Annotated in this window: 19 protein-coding genes; 15 read left to right on the top strand and 4 right to left on the bottom strand. The window is 51.7% G+C overall.

Translation table 11 applies throughout. The features are described 5' to 3' along the window. Positions 1-147 precede the first annotated feature (147 nt). Positions 148-3,156 carry a TIM-barrel domain-containing protein gene (locus FD23_RS01545; protein WP_052933525.1) on the bottom strand — a complete coding sequence of 1,003 codons (3,009 nt, stop codon included), beginning with the start codon at positions 3,154-3,156 and terminating at the stop codon, positions 148-150. Between the two features lie 547 nt (positions 3,157-3,703). On the opposite strand from FD23_RS01545, the gene nagA reads away from it, so the two are divergent. Then, positions 3,704-4,852, top strand: a complete 1,149-nt coding sequence (nagA, locus tag FD23_RS01540) for an N-acetylglucosamine-6-phosphate deacetylase (protein ID WP_025895440.1) — start codon at positions 3,704-3,706, stop codon at positions 4,850-4,852. Between the two features lie 70 nt (positions 4,853-4,922). On the opposite strand, the gene FD23_RS01535 is transcribed toward nagA, so the two are convergent. Then, positions 4,923-5,396, bottom strand: a complete 474-nt coding sequence (locus FD23_RS01535) for a nucleoside 2-deoxyribosyltransferase (RefSeq protein WP_002877839.1) — start codon at positions 5,394-5,396, stop codon at positions 4,923-4,925. Positions 5,397-5,569: 173 nt separating this feature from the next. Between FD23_RS01535 and FD23_RS01530 the strand changes: the two genes are divergently transcribed. Beyond that, positions 5,570-6,049 (top strand): PTS sugar transporter subunit IIA, encoded by a 480-nt coding sequence (locus FD23_RS01530; protein WP_025895441.1) that lies wholly within the window; start codon positions 5,570-5,572, stop codon positions 6,047-6,049. 9 nt (positions 6,050-6,058) lie between these two features. Here FD23_RS01530 and FD23_RS01525 read toward each other — a convergent pair whose 3' ends face one another. Then, positions 6,059-6,856 carry a tyrosine-protein phosphatase gene (locus FD23_RS01525; RefSeq protein WP_025895442.1) on the bottom strand — a complete coding sequence of 266 codons (798 nt, stop codon included), beginning with the start codon at positions 6,854-6,856 and terminating at the stop codon, positions 6,059-6,061. Between the two features lie 196 nt (positions 6,857-7,052). Between FD23_RS01525 and FD23_RS01520 the strand changes: the two genes are divergently transcribed. From FD23_RS01520 to phnE (FD23_RS01500), 5 genes are all read left to right on the top strand, one after another. Then, positions 7,053-7,526, top strand: a complete 474-nt coding sequence (locus FD23_RS01520) for a universal stress protein (RefSeq protein WP_025895443.1) — start codon at positions 7,053-7,055, stop codon at positions 7,524-7,526. 419 nt (positions 7,527-7,945) lie between these two features. Beyond that, the gene (locus FD23_RS01515; RefSeq protein WP_052933526.1) at positions 7,946-8,887 is read left to right on the top strand and encodes a phosphate/phosphite/phosphonate ABC transporter substrate-binding protein; all 942 of its coding nucleotides are present in this window, start codon (positions 7,946-7,948) and stop codon (positions 8,885-8,887) included. 117 nt (positions 8,888-9,004) lie between these two features. Then, positions 9,005-9,775 (top strand): phosphonate ABC transporter ATP-binding protein, encoded by a 771-nt coding sequence (gene phnC, locus FD23_RS01510; protein WP_025895445.1) that lies wholly within the window; start codon positions 9,005-9,007, stop codon positions 9,773-9,775. 2 nt (positions 9,776-9,777) lie between these two features. Next, the gene (gene phnE / locus FD23_RS01505; protein ID WP_052933527.1) at positions 9,778-10,578 is read left to right on the top strand and encodes a phosphonate ABC transporter, permease protein PhnE; all 801 of its coding nucleotides are present in this window, start codon (positions 9,778-9,780) and stop codon (positions 10,576-10,578) included. Continuing rightward, positions 10,578-11,390 carry a phosphonate ABC transporter, permease protein PhnE gene (phnE, locus tag FD23_RS01500; RefSeq protein ID WP_003611688.1) on the top strand — a complete coding sequence of 271 codons (813 nt, stop codon included), beginning with the start codon at positions 10,578-10,580 and terminating at the stop codon, positions 11,388-11,390. Before phnE (FD23_RS01505) ends, phnE (FD23_RS01500) begins: the two co-directional genes overlap by 1 nt. Before the next feature lie 433 nt (positions 11,391-11,823). Here phnE (FD23_RS01500) and FD23_RS01495 read toward each other — a convergent pair whose 3' ends face one another. Beyond that, positions 11,824-13,449, bottom strand: coding sequence for a peptide ABC transporter substrate-binding protein (locus tag FD23_RS01495; RefSeq protein WP_025896105.1), 1,626 nt, complete (start codon positions 13,447-13,449; stop codon positions 11,824-11,826). Between the two features lie 251 nt (positions 13,450-13,700). Here FD23_RS01495 and FD23_RS01490 point away from each other — a divergent pair, with 251 nt between their 5' ends. The 8 genes from FD23_RS01490 (at position 13,701) to FD23_RS01455 (ending at position 24,243) form a co-directional block, all read left to right on the top strand. After that, positions 13,701-14,186, top strand: coding sequence for a hypothetical protein (locus FD23_RS01490; RefSeq protein WP_052933528.1), 486 nt, complete (start codon positions 13,701-13,703; stop codon positions 14,184-14,186). A gap of 57 nt (positions 14,187-14,243) precedes the next feature. Then, a complete protein-coding gene (locus FD23_RS01485; protein ID WP_025896103.1) occupies positions 14,244-15,644 on the top strand; it encodes a metallophosphoesterase family protein in 1,401 nt (466 codons plus the stop codon). Between the two features lie 96 nt (positions 15,645-15,740). After that, positions 15,741-17,690 carry an asparagine synthase (glutamine-hydrolyzing) gene (asnB, locus tag FD23_RS01480; protein WP_025896101.1) on the top strand — a complete coding sequence of 650 codons (1,950 nt, stop codon included), beginning with the start codon at positions 15,741-15,743 and terminating at the stop codon, positions 17,688-17,690. 33 nt (positions 17,691-17,723) lie between these two features. Then, entirely contained in the window at positions 17,724-18,983 is a 1,260-nt protein-coding gene (locus FD23_RS01475; RefSeq protein WP_025896100.1) for a carboxylate--amine ligase, read from the top strand. Between the two features lie 363 nt (positions 18,984-19,346). Further along, positions 19,347-21,557, top strand: a complete 2,211-nt coding sequence (gene nrdD, locus FD23_RS01470) for an anaerobic ribonucleoside-triphosphate reductase (RefSeq protein ID WP_025896099.1) — start codon at positions 19,347-19,349, stop codon at positions 21,555-21,557. A 71-nt stretch (positions 21,558-21,628) separates the two neighbouring features. Next, a complete protein-coding gene (nrdG, locus tag FD23_RS01465) occupies positions 21,629-22,351 on the top strand; it encodes an anaerobic ribonucleoside-triphosphate reductase activating protein (protein WP_025896098.1) in 723 nt (240 codons plus the stop codon). An 18-nt stretch (positions 22,352-22,369) separates the two neighbouring features. Beyond that, the gene (locus FD23_RS01460; protein ID WP_052933529.1) at positions 22,370-22,927 is read left to right on the top strand and encodes an iron-sulfur cluster assembly protein; all 558 of its coding nucleotides are present in this window, start codon (positions 22,370-22,372) and stop codon (positions 22,925-22,927) included. Further along, a complete protein-coding gene (locus tag FD23_RS01455) occupies positions 22,927-24,243 on the top strand; it encodes a DUF438 domain-containing protein (RefSeq protein WP_025896096.1) in 1,317 nt (438 codons plus the stop codon). The genes FD23_RS01460 and FD23_RS01455 overlap by 1 nt, the downstream gene beginning before the upstream one ends. Positions 24,244-24,400 lie beyond the last annotated feature (157 nt).

Genomic DNA, 24,400 nt, shown 5'->3' with positions numbered 1-24,400 from the left:
CAAACCCGAACAACATTTTATTTAATCCTTGCCTTCTCAGCGAAAAGAATCTGAGAATATCTCGGATTCGATTAAAGAAAAACAGTGGAAGCTTCCTTACGAAGCTTTCCACTGTTTTTTTGTCTAAAAATATCAAAAAATTACGGCTTATTTAAGGGGCCGGTAGAAGTCGATGCCACTGGCGGCAGCGTAATCGCCGGTCGTTTCCAGAATGCTGAGGCGGACAGCTTTGGCGCTGACCCCTCTGAGGCCGATAACCTTGTTCTTGCAGTCGCTGTTAAACTGGTAGTCAGTTCCGTAGCTGGTGAAGTTTTTCCCATCGGTGGAGATTTCCACCCGCATCCGCAAAGGCCGGCCATCCCGGCTGCTGGCTCTTGGCACGTAGATCAGCTTGTTTAATTCTGTTTGGTCCGGGAAGCTGAAGGTCAAAGTCAGCGGCTGGTCTTCGCTTGGTTTGCCCGTGCTTTGCCAGTCGGTTGACATTCTCCGATCCAGGAGGTTTTTCAGCTGGTGGCCGCTTGCGCTTTCCTGGCTGGAAGTGACTTTGACATTGGAGATGATAAAGTCCCGCGGGTCCCGCTTGGTCTTGACCTGCAAGAGGTCGGACCATTCGGATACCTTGTAGCCAGCTTCATAGCGCAGGCGCAACCGGTAGCCAGTGTTGGCGGCCAGGTCGGTAAAGGTGAAGATGTTCCCGCTGATCCCGGTGTAGAGCAGTCCGTTCAATTCAATCTGGACACTAGGCGTCCGCTGGGCCCACTTGACCGTCAAAGAGTGGGCACTGATCTTGTCCCGGTCGACTTCAACCTTGCCCGGCAGGGGCAGCGCGGCGTCGGTTATCTGGTGAACCAGCTGCTCATTAGCGAAGCGGAAGTTGTTGACCAGGATTTCCAGCTTTTCCTGCTTGATGTCCCGCTCCTGCAATTTGATGATCAAAGCCGGGCGAGGCGTTGCGCCCAAGTCCTTGAAGCCTTCCGGCCAGCAGAACTTGTTGTCGTAGTAGAAGCCTTCCTTGGCTCTTTGCAGGGTTTCCGGCGTGCCGTATTCAGTCAAGGTAACGACTTCCTCGTCGCCGGCCCGGAGCTGGATTTCATCTGGGTGCTGGTCACAGTATATATAAAAGAAGGTTTGCTCTTTAATGGCCATGTTCGGGTAGTAGCCGGTGGTCGGTTCGATGATCACGCGCAGCTTGCTGTCGGCCACATGGGTTCGGATGACGGTTTGGGCGCTGTTGTGCTTGTAGTCGCTTTGGTCGTTGTCGCTGTAGGTGCTGATGGTGGCGTCGCCGCCTTGCGGGTAGAGAACGAAGTGCCGGCTGCCCAGGTCGAAGATGCTGCCGCCTCTGACGAAGACGGGCAATTGCCAAAGGGGGTACTTGCGCTGGTTGTAGACCCGGCCGCCCATCAAGCGGTCGCCGGTAAAGAGGTCGATCCAGACAGTCTGCTTGTCGGGCAAGTAGATCCGGTCGCGGACGCTTAGGCCTTGATTGTCAGACTTGCCGTTGACGATTGGCGCAACAAGCAATTGGTCGCCTAGCATGAATTCATCAGCAAAGTCCCGGCCGTAGCCAACCTGTTCATGCGGAAAGGCCATAAGCAGGGGCCGGACCAGGGGCAGGCCATCCTGGGCCTGGCGGCTGAGGGCATAAAGGTAAGGCTTCAGCTGCTCACGCAGGCCGAGGTAGGCCTTCATGATCCGGGAGACCTTGTTGTTGAAGGCGAAAGGCGTCTTGCTGAAGGGGCTTTGGTCGTCAATAGCGAAGAGAAGCGGGGTAAAGGTCTTCCATTCCAGGTCGCGGACGGCAACTTGGGCATTTTCCTGGCCGTGCTTGCCGCCGGCAGCGGCCCCGATGAAGGGCAGGCCAGACAAACCAGCACCTAATAAGGTAGAGATTTGCGTTTTGATGCTGGACCAGTCACCGCTGACATCGCCGAAGGCCAGGGCAGCCTGGCTTTGGTAAGGAAGGAGGCTGTCGCGGATCAGGGTAAGGGGCTTGGCTTTCGGATTTTCCTTAGCCAGGTCGGAAGTGACGGCGGTCAAGTCGCTGCTTGGGTCGTCGACCGCGGCAAATTCACTGTGGTGGGCTAAAGGCTGGCCCTTTTCACTCCAGAAGCCTGGATGGCAGTTGCGACTTTGGGCATAGCTGGCAAAGGCGGCAAAGTCATCGGGCTTAGCGGCAGTTTGGCTTTCGTAGTTGGGGATGATCCAGGATAACGGGAAGCCCCAGCGCTGGTAGCGGTCCAGCATGGCCCGGGCGGAGAACTGGTAGTCCTTTTCCCCGTTTAAGCTTGGCAGGTGGCCGCTGTTTTCCGTCTTTCTTGTGTAGTAGCGGTTGTCTTCAAAGCGGACTGCTTCATGGCCCTTGCCGTCAGCTTCTTGCCAGGAGCCGTCAAGAAAGTTGCCGAGGTGGCCGAAGGAGAGGGCGTAGCTGGGCAGCATGAAGGGCTTGCCGGTCAAATAATAGAAGCTGGACAGCAATTCTTGCGGAGAGTTTCCTATTATATAGTAGCTGTCAAAGACCGGGGTCCGGTGGCTGAGGATGGTGAGCTGGGAATTTTGCCGGCCGAAGTCATAGTGGCCAGTCGCGGTCGTGTTGCGTAGTTCGGCAAAGCCGGCGTTGGTCCAGAAGAAAGGCACGGCAGCCAGAACGCCGTCAGCCCCGGTGATACCGTCGGTCTTGATGGTGATTTTTTCACCCTTGTGGCTGAAGTGGCCGTTTTGGACCCCGCCGCCGTAGTAGTATTCGTTTTGCCCTTGCTTCAGGATTTCGATGCTGTGCTTGCCGCTCAGTTCGAGGGCGGAAGCCTGGACCATCCGCGGCCGGTGGACAGACTCGTCAAAGATCCTGAAGCTGCCGGTTTTCTGCTGGAAAATCAACTTGCAGCTGCCGGTGGTGATGATGAACATGTCGCTGGTCGCGTGGGCCGTGGCCCGGGCGAAACATTGCGGGTCGGGCTCAATGCCTTTGACCAGCATGTCGTCAGTTTCGTCAAATTCTTGACTTGGATCCAGCCAGTAGCGGAAGATGCCATTAGCGATCAAGTAGACGCGGGCGATCTCGCCGGTCGCGTAATGAAGCTCATAGTAATTTTCACGCTTATTGACGCCAACCAGTTTTCCTAAGTGATGTCTTGAATTTTGCAGGTCTGCAGTCATAATCTTTTTCCTTTATGTCATGAAATATCTAATCTAATTATAGCCAAAAAGCCGGTAAATTGGAAAAAATAGCCTATACCAGTTTGGGTAACCAGGAGACAGACAATTACCTTGTAGAAAAGAAGGAGTTTATTGCTCCTTAAATTATCTGGCTAACAAATATTATGAAGTCTTAAATTGTGACGACTTTCAAAAATTATATTTTAGTAATGCTAAAAAACGTGCTGGATTACTACTGGTGTAAACAAAAATGTGATACAAATGGTGTAATGGCACGATATAAATGGTGTAACTGATTACGGAAGAGCTGGCTGATCATCCTGCTTTTGATTCTGATTCGACTGGGCTTTTGCATATGCTTATCGTTGGGTTAGATGAAGACCTGGTCCGGTCGCAGGGCTTTTTCTTCAAAGAATCCAATAGCTGATCTTTAACTGCCTGAAACGAGCAGTTTTATTTTTGCTCATTTTTTAGCAAAACATTGACTAAAAGGCTTACAGAGTTAAGAATAATAGAAGGAAAAAGATTGTTTTACTAAGGAGAAAAAATGCGCTATTACATTCATGCTGATCAGTTTTACCTGCCAAATGGCCGGGAAAAAGGCGGCTATTTAGAGATTGTTGATGGTAAATTCGGGGCCTGCCTGCCAGAAGGCAGCCAAGTGCCGGATGCGGTGGACTACACTGGCTTTAGCGTGGCACCGGGCTATGTCGACACCCACATCCACGGTTCTGTTAAGGAAGACGTGATGAAGAGCGACTGGGAGGGAATCAACCGCCTGTCTGAAGCCTTGCTGAGTGCCGGGGTAACCAGCTGGCTGCCAACGACAGTGACCGCGTCCAGTGAGCAATTGGCTGAAGTCTGCCGGATGCTGGCTGCTCACCAAGGAGAAGAGAGCGGGGCTAAGATTCAAGGAATCCATTTTGAAGGCCCATTTTTTACGGGAGAACACGCGGGGGCGGAAAATCCAAAATACATGATGGATCCAAGCCCGGCAGAACTGGACAAGTGGCTGGAAGCGTCAAAGGGGATGCTGAAGAAGATCTCTCTTGCCCCAGAACGTCCAGGAACGCCAGCCTTCGTAAGCTACGCTGTCAGCCGGGGAGTCAAGGTAGCCCTGGGACACTCTAGTGCCAGCTATGACCAGACTAAGGCAGCTGCACAGGCTGGGGCAACGATTTTTACCCACACCTTTAACGGGATGCCGGACTTCTCTCACAATCGGCCAAACATCGCCAACGCGGCCATGGCACTGGAGAACATGGACAACGAACTGATTGCTGATGGTCACCATGTCACGCCTAGCGCCATCAAGGCCCTGCTGGCGGCTAAGGGCAAGGACCATATTGTTTTGATCACCGACTGCATGGAAGCCGGGATGATGCCGGATGGCGACTACATGCTGGGGGAACTGCCGGTGTACGTCAAGGACGGGATGGCACGCCTGAAGGAGGGCGACAACCTGGCCGGCAGCGTCTTGCAACTGAAGGACGGGGTGAAGAACCTGGTTGACTGGGGATTGGCTGGCAAGGAAGAGGCTGTGTTGATGGCCAGCTATAACCCGGCCCGCAGCCAAGGCCTGCTAGACAAGTGCGGGGTGATTCGTCCAGGCCTGCCAGCTGACTTCTTGATTTTGAAAGATGACATGTCCCTTGCGAAGACCTACTTGAATGGGGAAATTCGTTGGGAAGAATAATAAGTATAAAGAGAAAAAGCCTGTCTTCCAAAATTGCGGAAGGCAGGCTTTTTGTTAGATATAGTTGTTTTTAGTATACGGCACCTTCGTAGAAGTCAAAGCGCAGCTTGTTGAAGTTGAAGTCCTTTAGCTGGCTCATCTTGATCACGTTGTCGCTGACGCCCCAGCTCATGAGATTGATCGGCTTGCCGTAGTCTTCGTCCGGGATGACCAAAAGGACGTACTTGCCTTGGCTCAAGGCGTAACCCAGTTCCATGCCCAGGCCGACGTCTTCTTCGTCAGGGATGTAGACGCCCAGCATGACGTCGTTGGTCTTGATCCCGTTCAAGTCGTTGTTGTAGGTGGCCGTAGCCCAAACCTTGTCGTGCAGGTATTCCGGGTGTTCGTCAACCCGGATGCCCTTGTACTGGTTGTCCAGGGGAACGTAGCTGTTTTCCAGGTCAACCGTTGGGTTTTCCTTGAGGGCTTCCATGGCTTCCTTGTAGGCTTTGTTTTGGCGGTCAGTGAACCAGCCGGCACCGAAGTAGATCGTCTTTTTTGGCATATCTTGTATTCCTTTCATGTCCGTTGCGAGATATTGTGTTTCTTTTTCTAGAATAACTTTACCATTTTCCGCCCCTGCTGACTAGTCAAAAATTAAGCATCAGCCAAGTTGCCCAGCGGCAGAAAGTTTATAATAAAAGTAGTTGTATTTTTGAAAAAAGGGGTGGACTAAAAATGACTGAAGAACTCTTAAAAGCGGAAAGCTGTTTTGTTTTGCGGGCCGAAGACCGGGCCGACATGTTTGCCCAAGTCTACAAAAAGCTGCTGGAGCAGGGGCTGGTAGCGGCCGGCTTTTTAGACCAGGTGGTGGACAGAGAAGAGGGCTTTCCGACCGGCCTGGCCAGCTGCAATCTGGCCCCGGGTCTCCCCAACCTGGCTTTTCCGCACATGGAAGGCTGCTTCGTCAAGCAGCAGCGGGTCGTTCCCATTAAGCTGCTGGCCCCGGTCAGCTTCAAGAGCATGGTCGATCCCAGCCGCGAATTGCCAGTTGGCTTTTGCTTCATGCTGCTGGACCAAAAGGCGGACGGCCAGGCTGAACTTTTAGCCAGAACCATGACCTTCCTCAGCCAGGCTGAACCAGCAGCCCTCAGCCGGATTTTTTCTCAGACTGATCCTGCCGGCTTGTACTCTGTCCTGTGGGAAGAGGGATTTTAATTCTGGCGCTTATTTCTCCAAGTATATCGTCCGCAAATCCAACAGGTCAGCATTAGAGAGGCCGATCTGCTGGTGAAGGTAGGCGTTGATGCTGCCGTAGTCCCGGTTGATGACATCCAGCAGGTACTTGAAGTAGGCCGGCTGTACAGTCTGCAAATCGCGGAAGGTCGCCAGGAGGCTGTCATCAGCTCCGGCGGCCTTTTCCTTGGCCAAAAGCTGGCTGACGAAGTCCTTGATTACTTCATTAGTGAAGAGGTAGTCTTTTTCAATGGTTTTCATCGGTACGCCCAAGGCCGTCAGAATCAAGATTGCCCCGAAACCGGTCCGGTCTTTCCCGGCCGTGCAGTGGAAAAGCACGCTCTCGCCGTCTTTCTCATTAGCCAGGAGAACTTCAAACAGGTGCTGGTAGGCCTTGTTGGCGTTCTTCCCGGTTGCCATGTTCTTGTAGGCCCACAGCATCCGCTGGTAGCCCCATCCTGGATCCTGGCTTTCTCTCGCCATGTCGGAAATGCTCATGGTGGAGTTGGTCAAGTCCTCATCGAAAACCGGGTCGGCGAAGTACTCAACGCCCGCGATCTTCCGGTCTGGCTGCTTGTTTCTTTCGAAACTGGTCCGGAAGTCGATATCGTACTTGAGCCCGTAGCGGCGCAGGTATTCCTGGTCTTCCTTGAGCAGGTCGGCCAAGTGCCCGCTCCGGATCAGCTTGTGCATTTTGATCTTTTTGCCGGAAACTGTCTGGTAGCCGCCCAGTTCACGGAAGTTCCGGCCGCCTTTAACGTCCAGCAATTGCTGTTTTAATGAAGTCATTTGTCGAATCCTTTCTTATTTATTTGTCTGTATTTTCTTTTTATTGTTGTCTAGCGGTTGATTTTTTCATCCCGCTTAAAAAATGCTTCCCTGCAAGTTTAAGATGTAACAATTTTGCGAAAGCGCATTACTAAGCCGTGACTTATGTTAAAATATAGATAAGCGAAATACGTAGATAGTACGGGAGATGAGCACTATGACTGAAGAAAAAATCAAAATTTTGGTACCTGTCGATGGATCTGAATCCGCTGAACGTGCTTTTGACAAGGCCGTGAAGATTGCCGCCAACAACGGATACCACGTTGATGTTTTGAACGTGATCGACACCCGGCAGTTCATGGGCGAAATGCAGGACACCTTGATCTCAGGCGACACGATCTACCAAATGACCCAAGACTCAGAGGAATACCTCAAGAGCCTCAAGCAATGGGCCCACGACAAACTGGCCTTTGACGACATTGACTACCACATCCGTTACGGCAGCCCGAAGAGAATCATCTCTTACGACTTCGTCAAGGACCACGGCAACAATCTGATCGTGATGGGCGCCACCGGCTTGAACGCCGTTGAGCGGATGCTGATGGGGTCAGTTACCGAATACGTCAACCAGCACGCCATGGCCGATGTCTTGATCGTCAGAACTGACGTCAACAACATGCCTGCCAAGTAAGCTGGCTGATAAAAGTGTATCTTAAAAAGAGGACGTTTGGAACAATTTCCAAACGTTCTTTTATTTCCCGTTTATTTAATTTGGGTTTTGCTTTTGTTCGGATTTAAACCGACTAAGTTAGTAGTTTATGTAATTTTTCGCTATTTCATTAACCTTTTGCTGGCAAAATTGGACCGAATCAATTAGTTGGGGTAAAAAACCGAAAAACGCTTGCCAAAACCCGAATATTTCTGGTAGAATTGTTCCAGAACACAGAAGCGAGATTCGCCTTGCTGTCGTTCCGATGAGATGTATGAGCGTGAGAGCCGGCCTGTTGTGGAGTCCTTTGTGTGGACTTTTATCTGGCTGCTTTCAGGCTCATCCCTTATGCTGCTGTTGTACTATTTTAACTTTCATTAACCATTTTTCAGGGGGAAATAATGAAAAAGTTCAAGAAAGCATTGTTTGGTGCTTTAACTGTTGCTGCTGCCGTGCTGGCAACTGCTTGCTCTTCAAGCAAGTCATCTTCTTCATCAAAGGGCTACACTCCATCAAAGTCACACCCTTTGACGATCCAGTTTGTTCCTAGTCAAGCTGCATCCACTTTGGAAGCCAAGGCTAAGCCGCTTGAAAAGATCCTTTCCAAGAAGCTTGGCGTTCCGGTTAAGATCTCAATGTCAACTGACTACAACACGGTTGTCGAAGCCATGAAGTCAAAGAAGGTTGACGTCGGCTTCCTGCCACCGGATGGTTACGTTCTGGCCCACAAGCAAAAGGCTGCTGACGTTCTGCTTCAAGCTCTCCGTTACGGGGTAAAGCAACCAGGCGGTAAGGCAACCAACAAGCTGGTTAAGTTCTACCGGTCAGAAATCCTGGTTAAGAAGGGGTCAAAGATCAAGAGCTGGAAGGACTTGAAGGGCAAGAAGATTGCCGTTCAAAACGCTACTTCTTCAGCGGGCTACATTTTCCCAATCGCTGAATTGAAGGAAAAGGGCCTGGACTTGACTAAGAAGGGCAACGCCAACCTGGTAACTGTAACTGGCCACGACCAAGCCGTGCTTGACGTTCTTAACGGGGACGTTGATGCTGCCTTCACTTTAGAAGACGCACGTAACACTGTTTTGGCCGACCAACCAAACATCATGAAGAAGGTTGTTCCAATCTACTTCACTACGGGCATCCCTAACGACACTATCTCAGTTCGTTCAGACATGAGCAGCTCCTTCCGCAAGAAGCTGTCCAAGGCCTTCGAATCTCTGCGCAAGGACAAGAAGAGTTTGAAGATCATTGAAAGCATCTACAACCACGAAGGCTACACCCCTTCAAAGGACTCAGACTTCAACATCGTCCGCAAGTACGACAAGATGGCTGCTACCAAGTAGTCATTGATGTCACAAAGATTATCAACTGAATACTAATAGTGAAATCGTGCCCCGCTTTAACGTAGGACACGATTTTCAATGAAAAAGCAAATTTAGTTATTTAAGGAGTTATTATTCATGGCAGAACAGCCGATGATCGAAATGAAGAACGTTACCAAGGTCTACGACAATGGTACCGTTGGTTTGAAGAACATCAACCTAAAAATCAACAAGGGTGAGTTCGTGGTAATCGTTGGTCTTTCCGGTGCCGGCAAGTCCACTCTGCTCCGGGCAATCAACCGCCTGCACGACATTTCTGAAGGCGACATCTTGATTGACGGTGAGTCAATCACCAAGGCCAAGAGCAAGAACCTGCGCCTCATGCGGCGTAAGATCGGGATGATCTTCCAAAGCTTCAACCTGGTTAAGCGCTCCAGCGTTTTGCGGAACGTTTTGGCTGGCCGCCTGGCTTACTACCCAACCTGGAAGACTACTTTCAACCTCTTCACTGACGAAGACAAGCAAAGGACTTATGAAGCCCTGCAAAGCGTCGGCATGGCTGAAAAGGTCTACTCCCGGGCTGACGAATTGTCTGGTGGTCAGCAGCAGCGGGTGGCTATCGCCCGGGTACTGACCCAAAGACCGGAAATCATTCTGGCCGACGAACCAACTGCTTCTTTGGACCCGAAGACTTCCCGCCAGGTTATGGAAGACTTGAAGATGCTGAACGAAAAGTTCGACATGACGGTCGTAGCCAACCTGCACTCAATTGAACTGGCCAAGGACTTCGGCCACCGGGTCATCGGTGTCCGGGCCGGGGAAATCGTTTATGACGGCAAGATGGAAGACACGCCGCAAAGCGTCTTCGACAACATCTACAAAGGCGGCAAGGGTAAGGAGGAAGACTAACAATGTCAGCAACTGACCGCGACATGTTAAAACTTCCAAAAAAGAAGTTTAAGATGTGGAACTGGGTCTGGGTTATCTTGATGGTCCTGGGTCTGGTTTTATCTGTTAACAACACGAAGACCAGTCTGCCGGAATTTTTCGCCAACTTTGACCAGTTCGCGGAAATCTTCGTACAGATGGCTCAGCCGGACTGGTCATATGCCGGCACTGCCATTCCTTACCTGGTGGAAACGATCAAGATGGCCATCATCAGTACGGTTATCGGGTCCCTCTTGGCCTTCGTTTACTCACTTTTGATTGCCAGAAACATTGTCCATAACCGGGCAATTACCGGCGTTCTGCGCTTCATCATGAACATCATCAGAACGATTCCTGACCTGCTCTTGGGTTCAATCTTCGTTGCTGTCGTTGGTATCGGCCCGGTTGCCGGTATCCTGGCCTTGACTGTCTTCACCTTCGGTGTTGTGGTCAAGCTCTTCTACGAAGCCATTGAAACTATTGATCCAGGTCCAAGTGAAGCCATCAAGGCAGTCGGGGGCAACGGGATAAACAATATTATGTTTGCCGTTATGCCGCAGATTCTGCCTTACTTCATCAGCTACGCCCTGTACGCTTTTGAAATCAACGTCCGGGCATCCACGATCCTCGGTTACATCGGTGCCGGTGGTATCGGTCTGCAGCTGAAGAACACTTTGGACATGTTCAACTACAACCAAACGGGGATGATCATCCTGGTTGTCTTCCTGGTTGTTTTGGTCATCGACTTTGTTTCAACTAAAGCAAGGGAGGCTTTGATGCGCTGATGGATACGACAATGAAGAAATTACCACCAAAACCAGTGACGGCCAAGTCCAGAGCTATTAAGTGGGGCGGCTGGATTATTTCCATCGCCATCATTATTTGGTCCTGCACGGGCATCGACTTCGGCGGTATCAAGCCAACTGCCGGCCAGATTACCGGGGCGATCTTCAATGGTCTTTTTCACCCGGACTGGTCATACGTTTATAACGGCAGCGGGGAAGACCTGGTTTCCCAATTGTGGCAGACCTTGTGTATTGCCTTCCTGGGGACTTTTATCTCCGCCATCATTTCAGTTCCTTTTGCCTTCTGGGCAGCCAACACCCGGCACAAGAAGTTCTGGGTATCTGAAAGCGGGAAGATCGTTTTGACTTTCATCAGATCTTTCCCGGAAATCGTTCTGGCCTTGATGTTCATTAAGGCCGTTGGCCCGGGCGCTCCAGCTGGTGCCCTGGCCTTGGGTCTGCACTCAGTCGGGATGCTGGCCATGCTGTTCTCAGAAGCGATTGAAAGTTTGGATGATGGTCCAGCTGAAGCGATTACGGCGGCCGGCGGGTCTAAGTTCAACGTTGCTGTTTTCGCGACCATGCCTGACTTGATGCCAGCCATCGTTTCCAATACCCTTTACCGTTTTGACGTGTCCGTCCGGTCCGCTTCTGTTTTGGGTCTGGTTGGGGCTGGTGGTATCGGCTATCCTTTGATCATCGCCTTAAACTACCGGCAATGGAGCCGGGTTGGGATCATACTTTTGGGGATCATCGTTATGGTTGTGGTCATCGACTGGATCTCTGGTGCCATCCGGAAGAAGTTGGTCTAAAAATATATTTGAATAATAACTCTTTGAAAAGCTGTGGCGGTTGCCACGGCTTTTTTCTTTTTTAAGAGAGGTCAACAATCAATGCTAATTTCCCAGGATTTTACAACTCAATGTCTAAAAAGCCTACTATTACGGCCTTTTTCGAAGTTTAAGATAATATTTTTTGAGTTGTAACTTAAACTCAACGAAATCCTCTAAAAGGTTGATATATCAAGTAATAGAGTACTTTGAGTAGTAATTTATGGGAAATTAGCAATCAAGCCATCGACTTTAATCATGGCCCTATTACTTTGACAGTGACAATCATCATTACTTGCTTCTTACTATTGTTGCCTTCCTTAGGCAAAAGAAAGAGGCTCGCGTAAGCCGCGAGCCTCTTTTCTTTATTCTAGTCTGTTGTCTATTGTTTGTTGTCTGTCTCTATTGCTGCTTGTTACTTCAGGTAAGCGTACTTGAAGCTGTAGTTTGCCCCGGCGCCGTTGTAGATCACGCCCTTAACGCTCGGCTTGACCATCCAGGCTTCAACTGGGTGGTAGAGTGGGGTAACCCCTTGTTCTTCCAGCAGGATCTGTTCAGCCTTGGCCAGATCCTTGAAGCGGGTGCTGGTTGAACTGGTCGTCTTAGAAGCGGCAACGTACTTGTCGTAAGTCTTGTTTGACCACTTGCCGTAGTTGTATGAAGCCCCGGTAGTCTGCAGGTCAAGGAAGGAAATTGGGTCAGCGAAGTCAGCGTTCCAGCCAGTTGAAACAACATCAAAGTTGCCGCTCATCATTTTGTTCAACCGGGTCTTCTTCGGGATGCTTTGCACTTGCACATCGATGCCCAAGTTGTTTTCCAGTTGGCTTTGAACGAATTCAGCTGCCTTCTTGGCCGTGTCATCGTCGTCGCCCAGCAGGGTGAAGGAGATCTTCTTCTTGCCGGTTTCTTTCAATGCTTGCTTGTAAAGCTTCTTGGCTTCCTTAACGTTGTAAGTCGTGGCCTTTTCAGTTGCGGTATTCTTGACCGTGTCCGCGTAGTCCTGGCCATTGACCGTCGTCATGCCTTCTGGGTCAAAGGTTGTAGCTGGCGTTGCAGCCCCGCCCAGAGTTGAAGCAAGTTCCTTGCGGTTGATGGCCATGGAGATGGCGAGACGCAGGTTCTTGTTCTTGAATTCTGGGTGCTTCTTGAGGTTGTAGGACAGGTATTGGGTCGTGGACATCTTGCGTTGGGTGTAGCCGGTCTTGCCCTTCAAAGACTTGGTGGCTTGGGCGTCCAGGAAGGCAGCGTCAAGCTTGCCGCTTTGGTAAAGGTTGTAGTCAGTTGCCGGAGTCTTTTGAACGCTGAACTTGATCGTGTCCAGCTTGACGCTCTTCTTGTCCCAGTAGGTTGGGTTCTTGACCAGCTTCCAACTCAAGTTGGACCCGGTCCAGCCAACTTGCTTGAATGGACCGTTGTAAACCATGTACTTGGACGCGGTCGCGTACTTAGAGCCGAACTTCTTGACGGCATGTTCATTTTGCGGGAAGAAGAGCGGGAAGGCCATCAACAGCTTGAAGTATGGGATCCGCTTTTCCAAAGTAACGGTCAGCTTGTACTTGCCGTCAGCCTTGATGCCCAAAGCTGCTGGCTTCTTCTTGCCGGAAACGATCGCGTCGGCATTCTTGATGCCGTTGAACAAATAGGCATATTCAGAGGCGGTCTTCGGGTCGATGGTTCTGCGCCATGAATAGACGAAGTCCTTGGCAGTTACCGGATCACCGTTGGACCACTTGGCGTCCTTTCTGATGGTGAAAGTCCAGGTCTTGCCGTCGGCACTGTTCTTGGTGGAAGTGGCCAAAGCATTTTGGACCTTGGCGTTCTTGCCCAGAAGGTAAAGCCCTTCTTCAACGTTGTTGATTTGTTCATATGATGCCTGGTCGGTTGCCTTGGATGCATCCAAGGTCGTCATTTCGGCGGTATTCATCCAGGTAAGGGTCTGCTTCTTGGCACTGCTTTGTGAGCTATTTGACCCGCAGGCGGCTAAAGTGGCCGCGCTAGCTAAGATTACGGCTGAGCTGGCTAAAAGTTTCTTGCTTCTCATATTGTTTACCTTCTTTTTCTCGTAAAACTCATATATTACGACACAGCTTGATAGATGCAGCTAAACTGCTGATCTGAGAGATATTACTAATTATAGCAAATAAATTAAAAAATACCAGGTACAGTTTAATGTTTTTGTCATCATCCGTGAACTTTCCCCATTATATGGAAAAAAGCGCTTTGCCCAAGTAAAAAAAGCTATTCCAGACCGACTTTTTGCTATAATTAGGGTAAGATTGCAAGGAGGACAACATGGAAAAATTAACTACCATGGAGCTGGCTGACGAGTTAGCTGAAGCTCAAGACAAGATTCTTAACGGTGAAGCAAAGCTGGATACCGGCCGGGTTTACCAGGCCATCGATGATTTGGGCGTCTTGAACGATCCCATCAGCAATTACTTCGACCGGACCGAAGATGAATACTATGAAACTGAAAGTGACCACTACCTGGCTTTGACTAATCTGACTGGCAAGCTGGGCGACCTGCACGACCGCATCTTGACCAACCACGTGGACGGTTTCGTTGACAAGGACGAAATCAACCTGACCTACAACCACGAAAATGTCTACGTGGAAGACAATTACGTGCCAAGAACCGACCTGCACGTTTTGGTCTACGGGCTTAAGGTGATCGGAGCGGTTGAAGCCATCGCCGCTGCCGACCTGCGCAACGTCTTGTCCAAGGATGCCGTGCTTTCCTTGGGCCTGGCAGCACACGCATTAGCAGAAAATCTATAATTGAGAGCCGGGGGAGGCCCGGCTTTTTGTGATTTTAGGCTTTTTGGAAGGGTAGAAATGGGCCTGTTTAAATACACAAAGCGAATTATTGACAAGGCAGTTGGGGCTTCCAAGCTGCACGCCGTGCAAAAGAATGCCGGCGAGCTCCTGGATCCCATGCAGAAGTATCTGACGGTAGGGGAGTACCATGTCGATGCTCGCGACGCCACGCCTGACGGCCGGCCGTTTACCTTGACGGTCTACAAAGATGACCAGGGCATCCTGCACCAGGCACTCAGTCCGGAAAGCACCGACAGCCTGGCCGCTGAATACGACCGGAAATTCGTGCCGGAACTGAACCGCTTCAAGGCTTTCCGCAGCCGGGAAACAGGCCGGCGCTATGTCGTGGAAGACTACCTGGCCCGCTTTGCCAGCGACGTGAAAAAGGAAATCCGGGAAGGAGACGACTCTGTCAATATCGGGGTCATCACCGACACCCACTTCAAGAACGTTGACAGCCTGGACTTCTATGGCTGGAACGGCTTGATGCATGTCAAAGAGTTTTCCTACCTGGACCAGCTGGATATTTTGGACCTCAAATGCCACCTGGGCGATTGGATCGACGGCTCTGACGCCGGCCTCATCAGCGAAAGCGAACTGATGAAGCTGCGGGACTCCTTTAAGTCCAGCAAGGTGCCTTATCTCATGATTAAGGGCAACCATGACGAAAACGACAAGTTTGACGAGCACCATGACTTGAAGGCCAGCTTCCCGGAGCGGGAGTTTGAGAAGATTATGTGGCCGGAGATGTACCGGCAACGGGAATTGGGCTATGTTTCCCGCCAGCACGGGGTGGCCTGGTTTGACCAGGGCCATGTCCGGGTGATCAGTCTGAATACGTCAGACATTCCCTACATTTTGGATGAAAAAGGGCGGAAAAAGTACGATGCTAAATTGACCCTGGGGGTACGGGAAGACCAGGTGCAGGAACTGATCGAAATCCTGCAGCAGTCAAGCGGCAAGCAAGTTATCCTGCTCAGCCACGCCAACCCGATCAACCGGAAGGGCGGCAATGCCTTGAAGTACAACGGGCGGTCCCTGCATGAACTCTTGGTGGCCTTCAACCAGAAGGAAAAGGGCCGGATGCACTCCAGCAAGGACGTGCCGGCGGAATTCCGCTTGAGCAACGACTTTGACTTCACCGAGGTCAAGGACGCCCGGATCATCGCCTACTTCTGCGGCCACCGGCATGTGGAAGACCAGTACCGGATCAACGGCATCCAGTACGTTCTGTTCAACTGCTCAGCCTTGATGGGACCCAACCACCAGCTGACGAACAAGTATAACAAGAACTTAAACCGGAAGATGGACCACCAGAATGAATTTGCCGGCTATGTCGTCAACGTGGACCTTTTAAGACGGCGGATCAAGGTCTTTGGCTATGGGGCTGCGACCAGACGGAGAATTTTTTTCATTTAAGTAAAGATTGACAAGGACTCTGTAAACATTAGAGCCCTTGTTTTATAATAAGAAGTTGACTTTATAGAAACTAACTAGAATTAAGGAAGAGAAAACATGTGCGGAATTGTAGCCTTTTACGATCCAGAAATCAATAACAAGCAGGCGGCCATCGGCAAGATGATGGCTACCATCCAACACCGGGGACCAAGCAGTGACGGGATGTACACCAACGACAAGGTGGCCCTTGGTTTCAGAAGACTGTCGATTATCGACCTGCGGGGCGGTAGTCAGCCAATCTACAACGAAGACCGCAGCCGGGCGATCATTTTCAACGGGGAAATCTACAACTTCAAGCCCTTAAGAGAGGAACTGATCAAGGCGGGCCACACCTTTTCCACCAAGGCCGACACTGAAGTCATCCTGCACGGCTATGAAGAATGGGGGATGGACGGGATCCTTAAGCGGGTCCGGGGGATGTTCGCCTTCATCATCTGGGACGACAATACCCAGACCATGTACGGGGCCCGGGACTTCTTCGGGATCAAGCCGATGTACTACCAGGACGTGGACGGTCACCTTTTGGTCGGCTCAGAATTGAAGAGCTTTTTGGCCTTCCCTCATTTTAAAAAGGAACTGAATACCGAAGCCGTCAAGCCATACCTGATGAACCAGTACAACGACCTTAAGGAAACCTTCTTCAAGGGCGTCTACCGCTTCCAGCCAGGTCACTGGTTTGAATACAAGGACGGCAAGATGAAGACCCACCAGTACTGGGATGCCGAATACAAGGACAACAACCTTTCCTTTGAAGAAACAGTCAAGAAGATCAACGAAGACTTGAAGGAAACGGTTGACCTTTACCGCAACGCCGACGTTAAGGTCGGGGCCTTCCTTAGTGAAGGGGTTGACTCCAGCTTCCTGACGGCCCTTTTGGACCCGGATGAAGTCTTCTCCATCGGCTTTGACGACAGCACCTACGATGAAGCTTCCAAGGCCAAGGCCCTGGCCGACATCAACGGCTGGCACTTCTACGCTGACAAGGTCTACTCAGAAGAAGCCATGCGGGACTTCCCGGAAATGCAGTACCACATGGACGAACCAGACGCCAACCCGTCAATCATTCCTTTGTGGTACCTGTGCAAATTGGCCAGAAAGCACGTGACTGTTGCCCTGTCCGGGGAAGGGGCCGATGAGCTTTTTGCCGGCTATGTCAACTACGGGATGCACACCCACAACAATGTCATCAAGGTCTTTACCGACAAGCTGAAGAAGCTGCCAAAGGGCAAGCGGGTTAAGTTGGCTCATAAGATCAAGAAGATGCCAAACTTCCCGGGCAAGGTGCACCTTTACACCAACCTGGCTGAACCAAGCGAATTCTACGTGGGCCAGTCAGTCATCTACGACATGGACTACCCGACCATCTTCACTTCCAAGGACGCTAATGCTGTCTTGCAGCCGAGCTACCGGAACAAGCTGACGGTTAACGGCAACTACCAGGAAGACTTCAAGAAGGTCAAGGACCTGGACAATGTCAAGCAGATGCAGTACATCGACCTGCACCACTTCATGCTCAACGACATCGAGCAGAAGGCTGACAAGATTTCCATGGCCCACTCCCTGGAACTCCGGGTGCCTTACCTGGACGTGAAGATCGCCAAACTGGCCAACTCTATTCCAAGCAAGTACCTGGTCAACAAATACGACACCAAGTACGCCCTGCGCAAGGCTTCAGAACGGGTCCTGCCGGATGAATGGGCCAAGCGGCCGAAGCTGGGCTTCCCGACGCCAATTAAGCAATGGCTGCAGGAAGAGCGTTTCTACAAGCAGGTCAGAGACCTCTTCAGCGAAGACTTCGTCAATGATATTTTTGAACAAAAGAAGATCCTGGACCTGCTGGATGAGAACTACAATGGGGACGGTTCTCACCGCCGGCAGATCTGGGTAATCTACACCTTCCTGGTTTGGTACAAGCTCTTCTTCGTTGACTACGAGGAAACCGTGCGCAAGTACCAGCGCGTGCAGCCGGAAGTGGCCAGCTTGATCGCCCAGGGCAAGCTGCTCTAATCCAAAAAGAAGAGAAAGAGAATTTAATCACTAATGGCTAAATTTACACCAATTTTGCTTGGCAGCGACATCAACGTCTACGGGATGGCGCGGTCTTTTAACGAAGCATACGGCATCAAGGTCCAGGCTTGGGCGGCAACGCAATTGGCGGCCACCCGCTATTCCAAGATCGTGGACGTTGAAGTGCACCCTGGTTTTTCCGAAGACCCGGGCTTCATGGAAGTCATGCAGGAAAAAATCAAGGAATACCAGAATCATGAAGAGCCAGTCATTCTGATCGCTTGTGGGGACGGCTATGCAGAACTTTTGGCTAAGCACAAGCAAGAACTGGAAGGGACCTTCGTCGTTCCTTACATCGACTACCAGCTTTTGGAAAAGCTGATCTCTAAGGAAGGCTTCTACGAAGTCTGTGAAGAATACGGCCTGCCTTACCCGAAGACCAAGATCATCAAGCTGGCTGACTACCAGGATGGGTCATACGCCGACGTGCCTTTTGCCTTCCCGGTTGCCTTGAAGCCGGAAGACCCGGTTTCCTGGCTGGATGTCCAGTTTGAAGGGCGGAAGAAGGCTTTTGTCATCAAGGACTTGGCAGAATTCAAAGACATTGTGGGCAAGATCTACACCAATGGCTACAAGGAAGACTTGATTCTGCAGGACTTCATCCCGGGCGATGACTCCAACATGCGGGTCTTGAACGCCTACGTGGACAAGAACCACCAGGTCAAGATGATGTGCCTGGGCCACCCGCTTTTGGAAGACCCGACTCCGCAGTCAATCGGGAACTACATGGCTATTTTGCCGGCCTATGATGAAAAGCTTTACGAGACCGTCCAGACCTTCCTGGAGAAGATCAACTATGTCGGCATGGCTAACTTCGACATCAAGTACGATGCCCGCGACGGCCAGTACAAGTTCTTTGAAATCAACCTCCGCCAAGGCCGGTCCAGCTTCTACGTGACCTTGAACGGTTACAACCTGGCCAAGTGGTACGTTGACGACTACGCTGAAGACTCTTTGGCCGGCCAGGAGACCGTCTATGCCAACAAGCTGGAGAGCAGCCACATGCTATGGCTGGGCGTGCCGGAGAAAATCTTCAAGGAATACGCGGTCGACAACGAGGCCAAGCAGGCGGCCTTGAAACTGATCGATGCCGGCCAGGTGGGGACGACCGTCTTCTACGACCAGGACAGCTCCTTTAAGCGCTGGCTCTTGATGAAGTATATGTTCCACAACTACTACAAGCGCTTCAAGACCTACTTCCAGGTCAACAAGAGCCAGTACTTCGATAAATAGCCAATACTTTTATAAGCTCTTGATGAAAATCAAGGGCTTTTTTCATCTTTTTCAAATTTTTAAGGACTTTGGCAAAAGGTTAAAAATATTTGCTCAAGCAAAATATTCTTTTTTTAAAATATACGGGCTCCAAGTCCCGTGACAACTGAATTCTCTCCTGTCGTTTAACAGAAATGGGCCTTTGTATAGACCACAATATCTGGTATTTTGTGCTATGCTTATCTCATGAACTAAGTAAGATGTGGTGGTTACCCACACTTAATCCACAAGATAGTCTGGTTCTTGTGAGTAACTCGCTTAAACGGCCCCAGAGGCTGGATGTAAAAAGGCAAGGTATTTTTGAGAGATAAGAGGTTGATTGTTATGTTAAAGCCAGCAGCAGAAACTGTGAGCCTTAATTTCGCTAATGCGCCAAAGAAGTTCATCAAGCGCGACGGCGCCCCATTTAAATTTGAACAATTCAAGCTGGAAATGGTTCTGGATGAACTTGGCCTGGAAGACAACGAAATCAAGGCTGCCGTTTTGAGCAAGGTTTACGCCAAGCTGGCCACCTACACGGTTGACGCCGTTCAAGTCCACGCTGCCTTCAGAGCCAGCTTGAACGAACTGGGCTATCTGAATGAAGCTAAGGAATACGAAGCCAAGCGGCAGGAAGACGAAGCCGACTGGCGGGCAGAAACTGACACCAAGCAGCGTCTGGCCAAGCTGGTCGACAAGGACCCAAGCATCGTCCACGAAAATGCCAACAAGGACTCTGACGTCTTTGCCACCCAGCGGGACTTGACTGCCGGGACTGTGGGCAAGACGGTTGGTCTGACCTTGATGCCTCAGCACATTGCCAAGGCCCACCTGCGGGGGGACATCCACTGGCACGACCTGGACTACACTCCTCTTTCACCAATGTCCAACTGCTGCCTGATTGACTTTGACTACATGCTCAACCACGGCTTCAAGATCGGCAACGCCTTCGTGGAAGTACCGAACTCCATCCGGGTGGCCACCAGCCAGGTAGCCCAGATCATCACCAGCGTGGCTTCCAGCCAATACGGCGGCTGCTCTTTTGACCGTTGCGACGAAGTCCTGGCGCCTTTTGCCGAAAAGGACTACAAAAAGCACCTGGAAGAAGGGCGTGAGTTCATCGACGACGAAGACAAGGTAAAGGCTTTTGCCAAGAAGCGGACCCAAAAGGACATTTACGACGCTATGCAGAGCCTGGAATACGAGATCAACACCATGTTCTCCAGCCAGGGGCAGACTCCTTTCACCACCTTGGGCTTCGGCTTAGGGACCAACTGGATTGAAAGAGAAATCCAAAAGGACATCCTGCAGGTCCGGATCGAAGGCCTGGGCCGGGAACACCGGACGGCCATCTTCCCGAAGCTGGTCTTCAGCTTGAAGAAGGGGCTTAACCTCCACCCAGGCGACCCGAACTACGACATCAAGAAGCTGGCCCTGGAATGTGCTACCAAGCGGATGTACCCAGACGTTTTGAGCTACGACAAGATCATTGACATCACTGGCTCCTTCAAGGCCCCGATGGGCTGCCGGTCCTTCCTGCAAGGCTGGAAGGATGAACAGGGCCGGGAAGTCAACTCCGGGCGAATGAACCTGGGAGTGGTTACCTTAAACCTGCCAAGAATCGCCATGGAAAGCCAGGGCGACATGGACCGCTTCTGGGAAATCTTCAATGACCGCCTGGAACTGGGCCGGCAAGCCTGTGAATACAAGGCCAAGAAGGTCACTGAAGCTAAGCCAGTCAACGCTCCAACCCTGTATGAATACGGCGCCTTTGGCCAAGGGGTTGGCGATGACGGCGACGTCAACGACTTCTTCAAGAACGGCCGGGCCACGGTTTCCCTGGGCTACATCGGCCTTTACGAAGTCGGCACGGTCTTCTACGGGCCAGACTGGGAAAAGAACCCGGAAGCCAAGGCCTTCACTTTGGAAGTGGTCAAGAAGATGCATGATGCCTGCGACAAGTGGGAAAAGGAAGACCCGAACCACTACCACTACAGCGTCTACTCCACCCCAAGTGAAAGTCTGACGGACCGCTTCTGCCGCCTGGACATGGAGAAGTTCGGTAAGGTCAAGGACATCACGGACAAGGAATACTACACCAACTCCTTCCACTACGACGTCCGCAAGCACCCGACCCCATTTGAAAAGCTGGACTTTGAAAAGGACTACCCATACTATGCTGCCGGTGGTTTCATCCACTACTGCGAATACCCGAACCTGAAGCAAAACCCGGCCGCCCTGGAAGCTGTCTGGGACTGGGCTTACGACAGAGTCGGCTACCTGGGTACCAACACCCCGATCGACAAGTGCTACGAATGCGGCTTTGCCGGCGAGTTCAAGTCAACCGCCAAGGGCTTTGAATGTCCGCAATGCGGCAACCACAACCCGGAAACCTGCGACTGCGTCAAGCGGACTTGCGGCTACCTGGGCAACCCACTGAAGCGGCCAATGGTCCACGGCCGGCATGAAGAAATCGCCCACCGGGCCAAGCATATGAGCTTGGGCATGGTCAGCGAGGAAGCCAGCCTGGAAAAGCAGAAGAACAGCCAATACTAAATGAAAAGAATTATACTAATAGGCAGGAATCATTCCTGCCTATTTTTTATCGAAATCAAAGGAGAAGCGAGATGCCAGAGAAAGACAAGAATCAGCAAGAAGGCCCTGACGTCCGGGACAACCTGATCCGGATCAGCGTCGGCGGGGAAACGGTCTTTGTGGACGCCAACCAGTACAAGGCTAAAAATGCCGGCCAGACGGCCAAGCCCCGGAAGATGAAGCGCCAGCCCAAGAATCCCAAGCCGGGCGAATGGATCTCAGAAGACTACAGCAAGCATAAGATTGCCGACTACAAGCCCTTCAACTTCGTTGACGGGGAAGGGGTCCGCTGCTCCTTATACGTGTCCGGCTGCCTCTTTGACTGCCCGGGCTGCTACAACCTGGCCGCCCAGAACTTCAACTACGGCCGTCCCTACACCCAGGAATTGGAAGACCATATTATCGCGGATATCGGCCAGTCCTATGTTCAAGGGCTGACCTTGCTTGGCGGGGAACCCTTTTTGAATACCTGGGTCTGCACCCGGATCATCGACCGGGTCCGGGCCGAATACGGCCACAGCAAGGACATCTGGTCCTGGTCCGGCTATACCTGGGAGGAACTCTTAAAGGAGACCCCGGACAAGGTGGAAATGCTCAAGAAGCTAGACATCCTGGTTGACGGCCGCTTTATGGACAACTTGAAGGACCTGACCCTGCAGTTCAGAGGGTCCAGCAATCAGCGGATCATTGACGTGCAGAAGTCCCTCAAGACCCCGGACCTGCACCCGGTCATCTGGGACAAGCTGCAGAGATAGTTTTTTAGCGAGGAAAAAATGAACGAAGAAAAACGCGCCTTGGTTAACCAGGTCATCGGTCAGCTGCAGACCGTCATCGACCCGGAGCTCCTGGTCAATGTGGTCGACCTGGGCCTCATCTACGGAGTCGACATCGATGATGAGGGCAACTGCCTGGTGACCATGACCTTGACCATAGCCGGCTGCCCCTTAAACGACTACCTCAACCGGGAAATCCGCCAGGCGGTGGGCCAGCTGGCCGCCATCAAGCAGGTGGACATCAAGCTGGTCTGGTACCCGGTCTGGACCCCGGACCGCTTAAGCGAGCAGGCGAAAAAGCAGCTGGGCATCAAGGAAGAGCCGGCTCCGGCGGCTAAGGAGATCAACCTCCACCAGCCGATCAAGACTTTCGCTGACCAGTATCCGGAATTTACCGAAGATATGGCCGAGATCGGCTTCAACCGGATCAAGATTCCGGGCATGCTGGACACGGTGGGCCGGCTGATGACCCTGCCGATGGGCTGCCGGGCCATGGGCTTTGACCTGGAAGAGGTCAAGGAGAAGCTGCGCTTGAAGGGATACGAGGTGACTGAGTGATGACCATGTCTTTAAAGGAGAGGCAGGAGAAGCTGCTGGAGATCTTGCGCCTTTTGCGGGACAAGGGGGACTTTGACCAGGCCAAGGCCATGTTCAACGAGGCTTTTTCTTCAGTCTCAGTCAAGGAAATCACGGAAGCTGAGCGGGCCTTGATCGCCGGTGGCCTCAACCCCCAGGAAATCCAGAACTTGTGCACGGTCCACGCGGAAGTCTTCCGGGGATCGATCGGCGAGCAGGAAGCAGGGGAGGCTTTTGCCCGGCCCGGCCACCCGGTCCAGACCTTGAAGCAGGAGAATATCGTTTTGACCTCTCTGGTTAACGATGCCCTTTTACCAGACCTGGCCAAGTATGAAGCAAAGCCAGCCCCGGAACTTTTAGCCAAAATCAAGCAGGAGCTGGCAGACCTGGCCCAAGTAGACAAGCACTATACCAGAAAAGAAATCTCCATGTTTCCCTTGATGACCAAGTACGGCATCACAGCCCCGCCCCAGGTCATGTGGGGGGTAGACGATGATATCCGGGCCTGGATCAAGGAGGCCCGGCAGGCGGCTGAAACGGGCGAGGCAGAACTTTTGGCCAAAAAGGTCAAGCAGGCGGCCAAGGAAGTCACCGAAATGATCTTCAAGGAAGAGGCGATCATGCTGCCGCTCTTGACGGAAGTGGCGACGTCGGACGACTGGCTTAGGGTCAAGGAAGACGAGCTCCGGGTGGGCTACTGCTTGATTCCTAATCCGCCAGCCTGGCGGCCATCCGCGGCCGAACTGGCTGAGAAAAAGGCAGCCGACCCGGCGGCGATCGCCAAGTGGAATGACCAGATCGGGGCTTTTGCCGGCCAGCTGGGCGGCAATGAAGCCGAAAACTACCAAAAGCTGGTGGAAGTCGAGCAGGCGGAGGAAAAAGCCCGGCCGGCCCTGACGGAGTCCTTTATTGAGTTCGCGGAAGGCAGCCTCAGCTATGAGCAGCTCTCGGCCGTCCTGGACCTTTTGCCCCTGGACCTGGTCTTTGTGGACAAGGGCGACGTCATCCGCTACTTTGGCGGCAGCTGCGGCTTTTATCCCCATTCGAAAAACGACCTGGGCATGAACCTGTTTAGCATTCACATGCCAAAAAGCGTGCCCAAGGTCAAGGCCATCGTGGATGACCTGAGAAGTGGGAGAAAGGACAAGCATGCCTTCTGGTTTGAAGTCCGGGGCCGCTTCGTCTATATCCAATACCTGGCGGTCAGAAACAAGGCCGGGGAATATCTGGGCGTTTTGGAAGTCTTGCAGGATATTACCGACCTGCGCGCATTGCAAGGAAAGAAGAAAGAGTTGTAGAATTATAATAAAGAAAGAATCCATGGCTTGCTGAGTCGTGGTTTTCTTATTGCCTGGAGTATTTTTAGCAATTAAATTGGTTCAGTATAAAAACTTGTGTAAATGACTGAGAGACTTAGGAAGCTTTCCGCGATAGTTCCATTAACCGCAGGAAGAA

It is taken from the genome of Lactobacillus delbrueckii subsp. delbrueckii DSM 20074 = JCM 1012 (assembly GCF_001433875.1).
Classification (GTDB): domain Bacteria; phylum Bacillota; class Bacilli; order Lactobacillales; family Lactobacillaceae; genus Lactobacillus; species Lactobacillus delbrueckii.
This window is presented reverse-complemented; position numbering and strand designations above follow the sequence as displayed.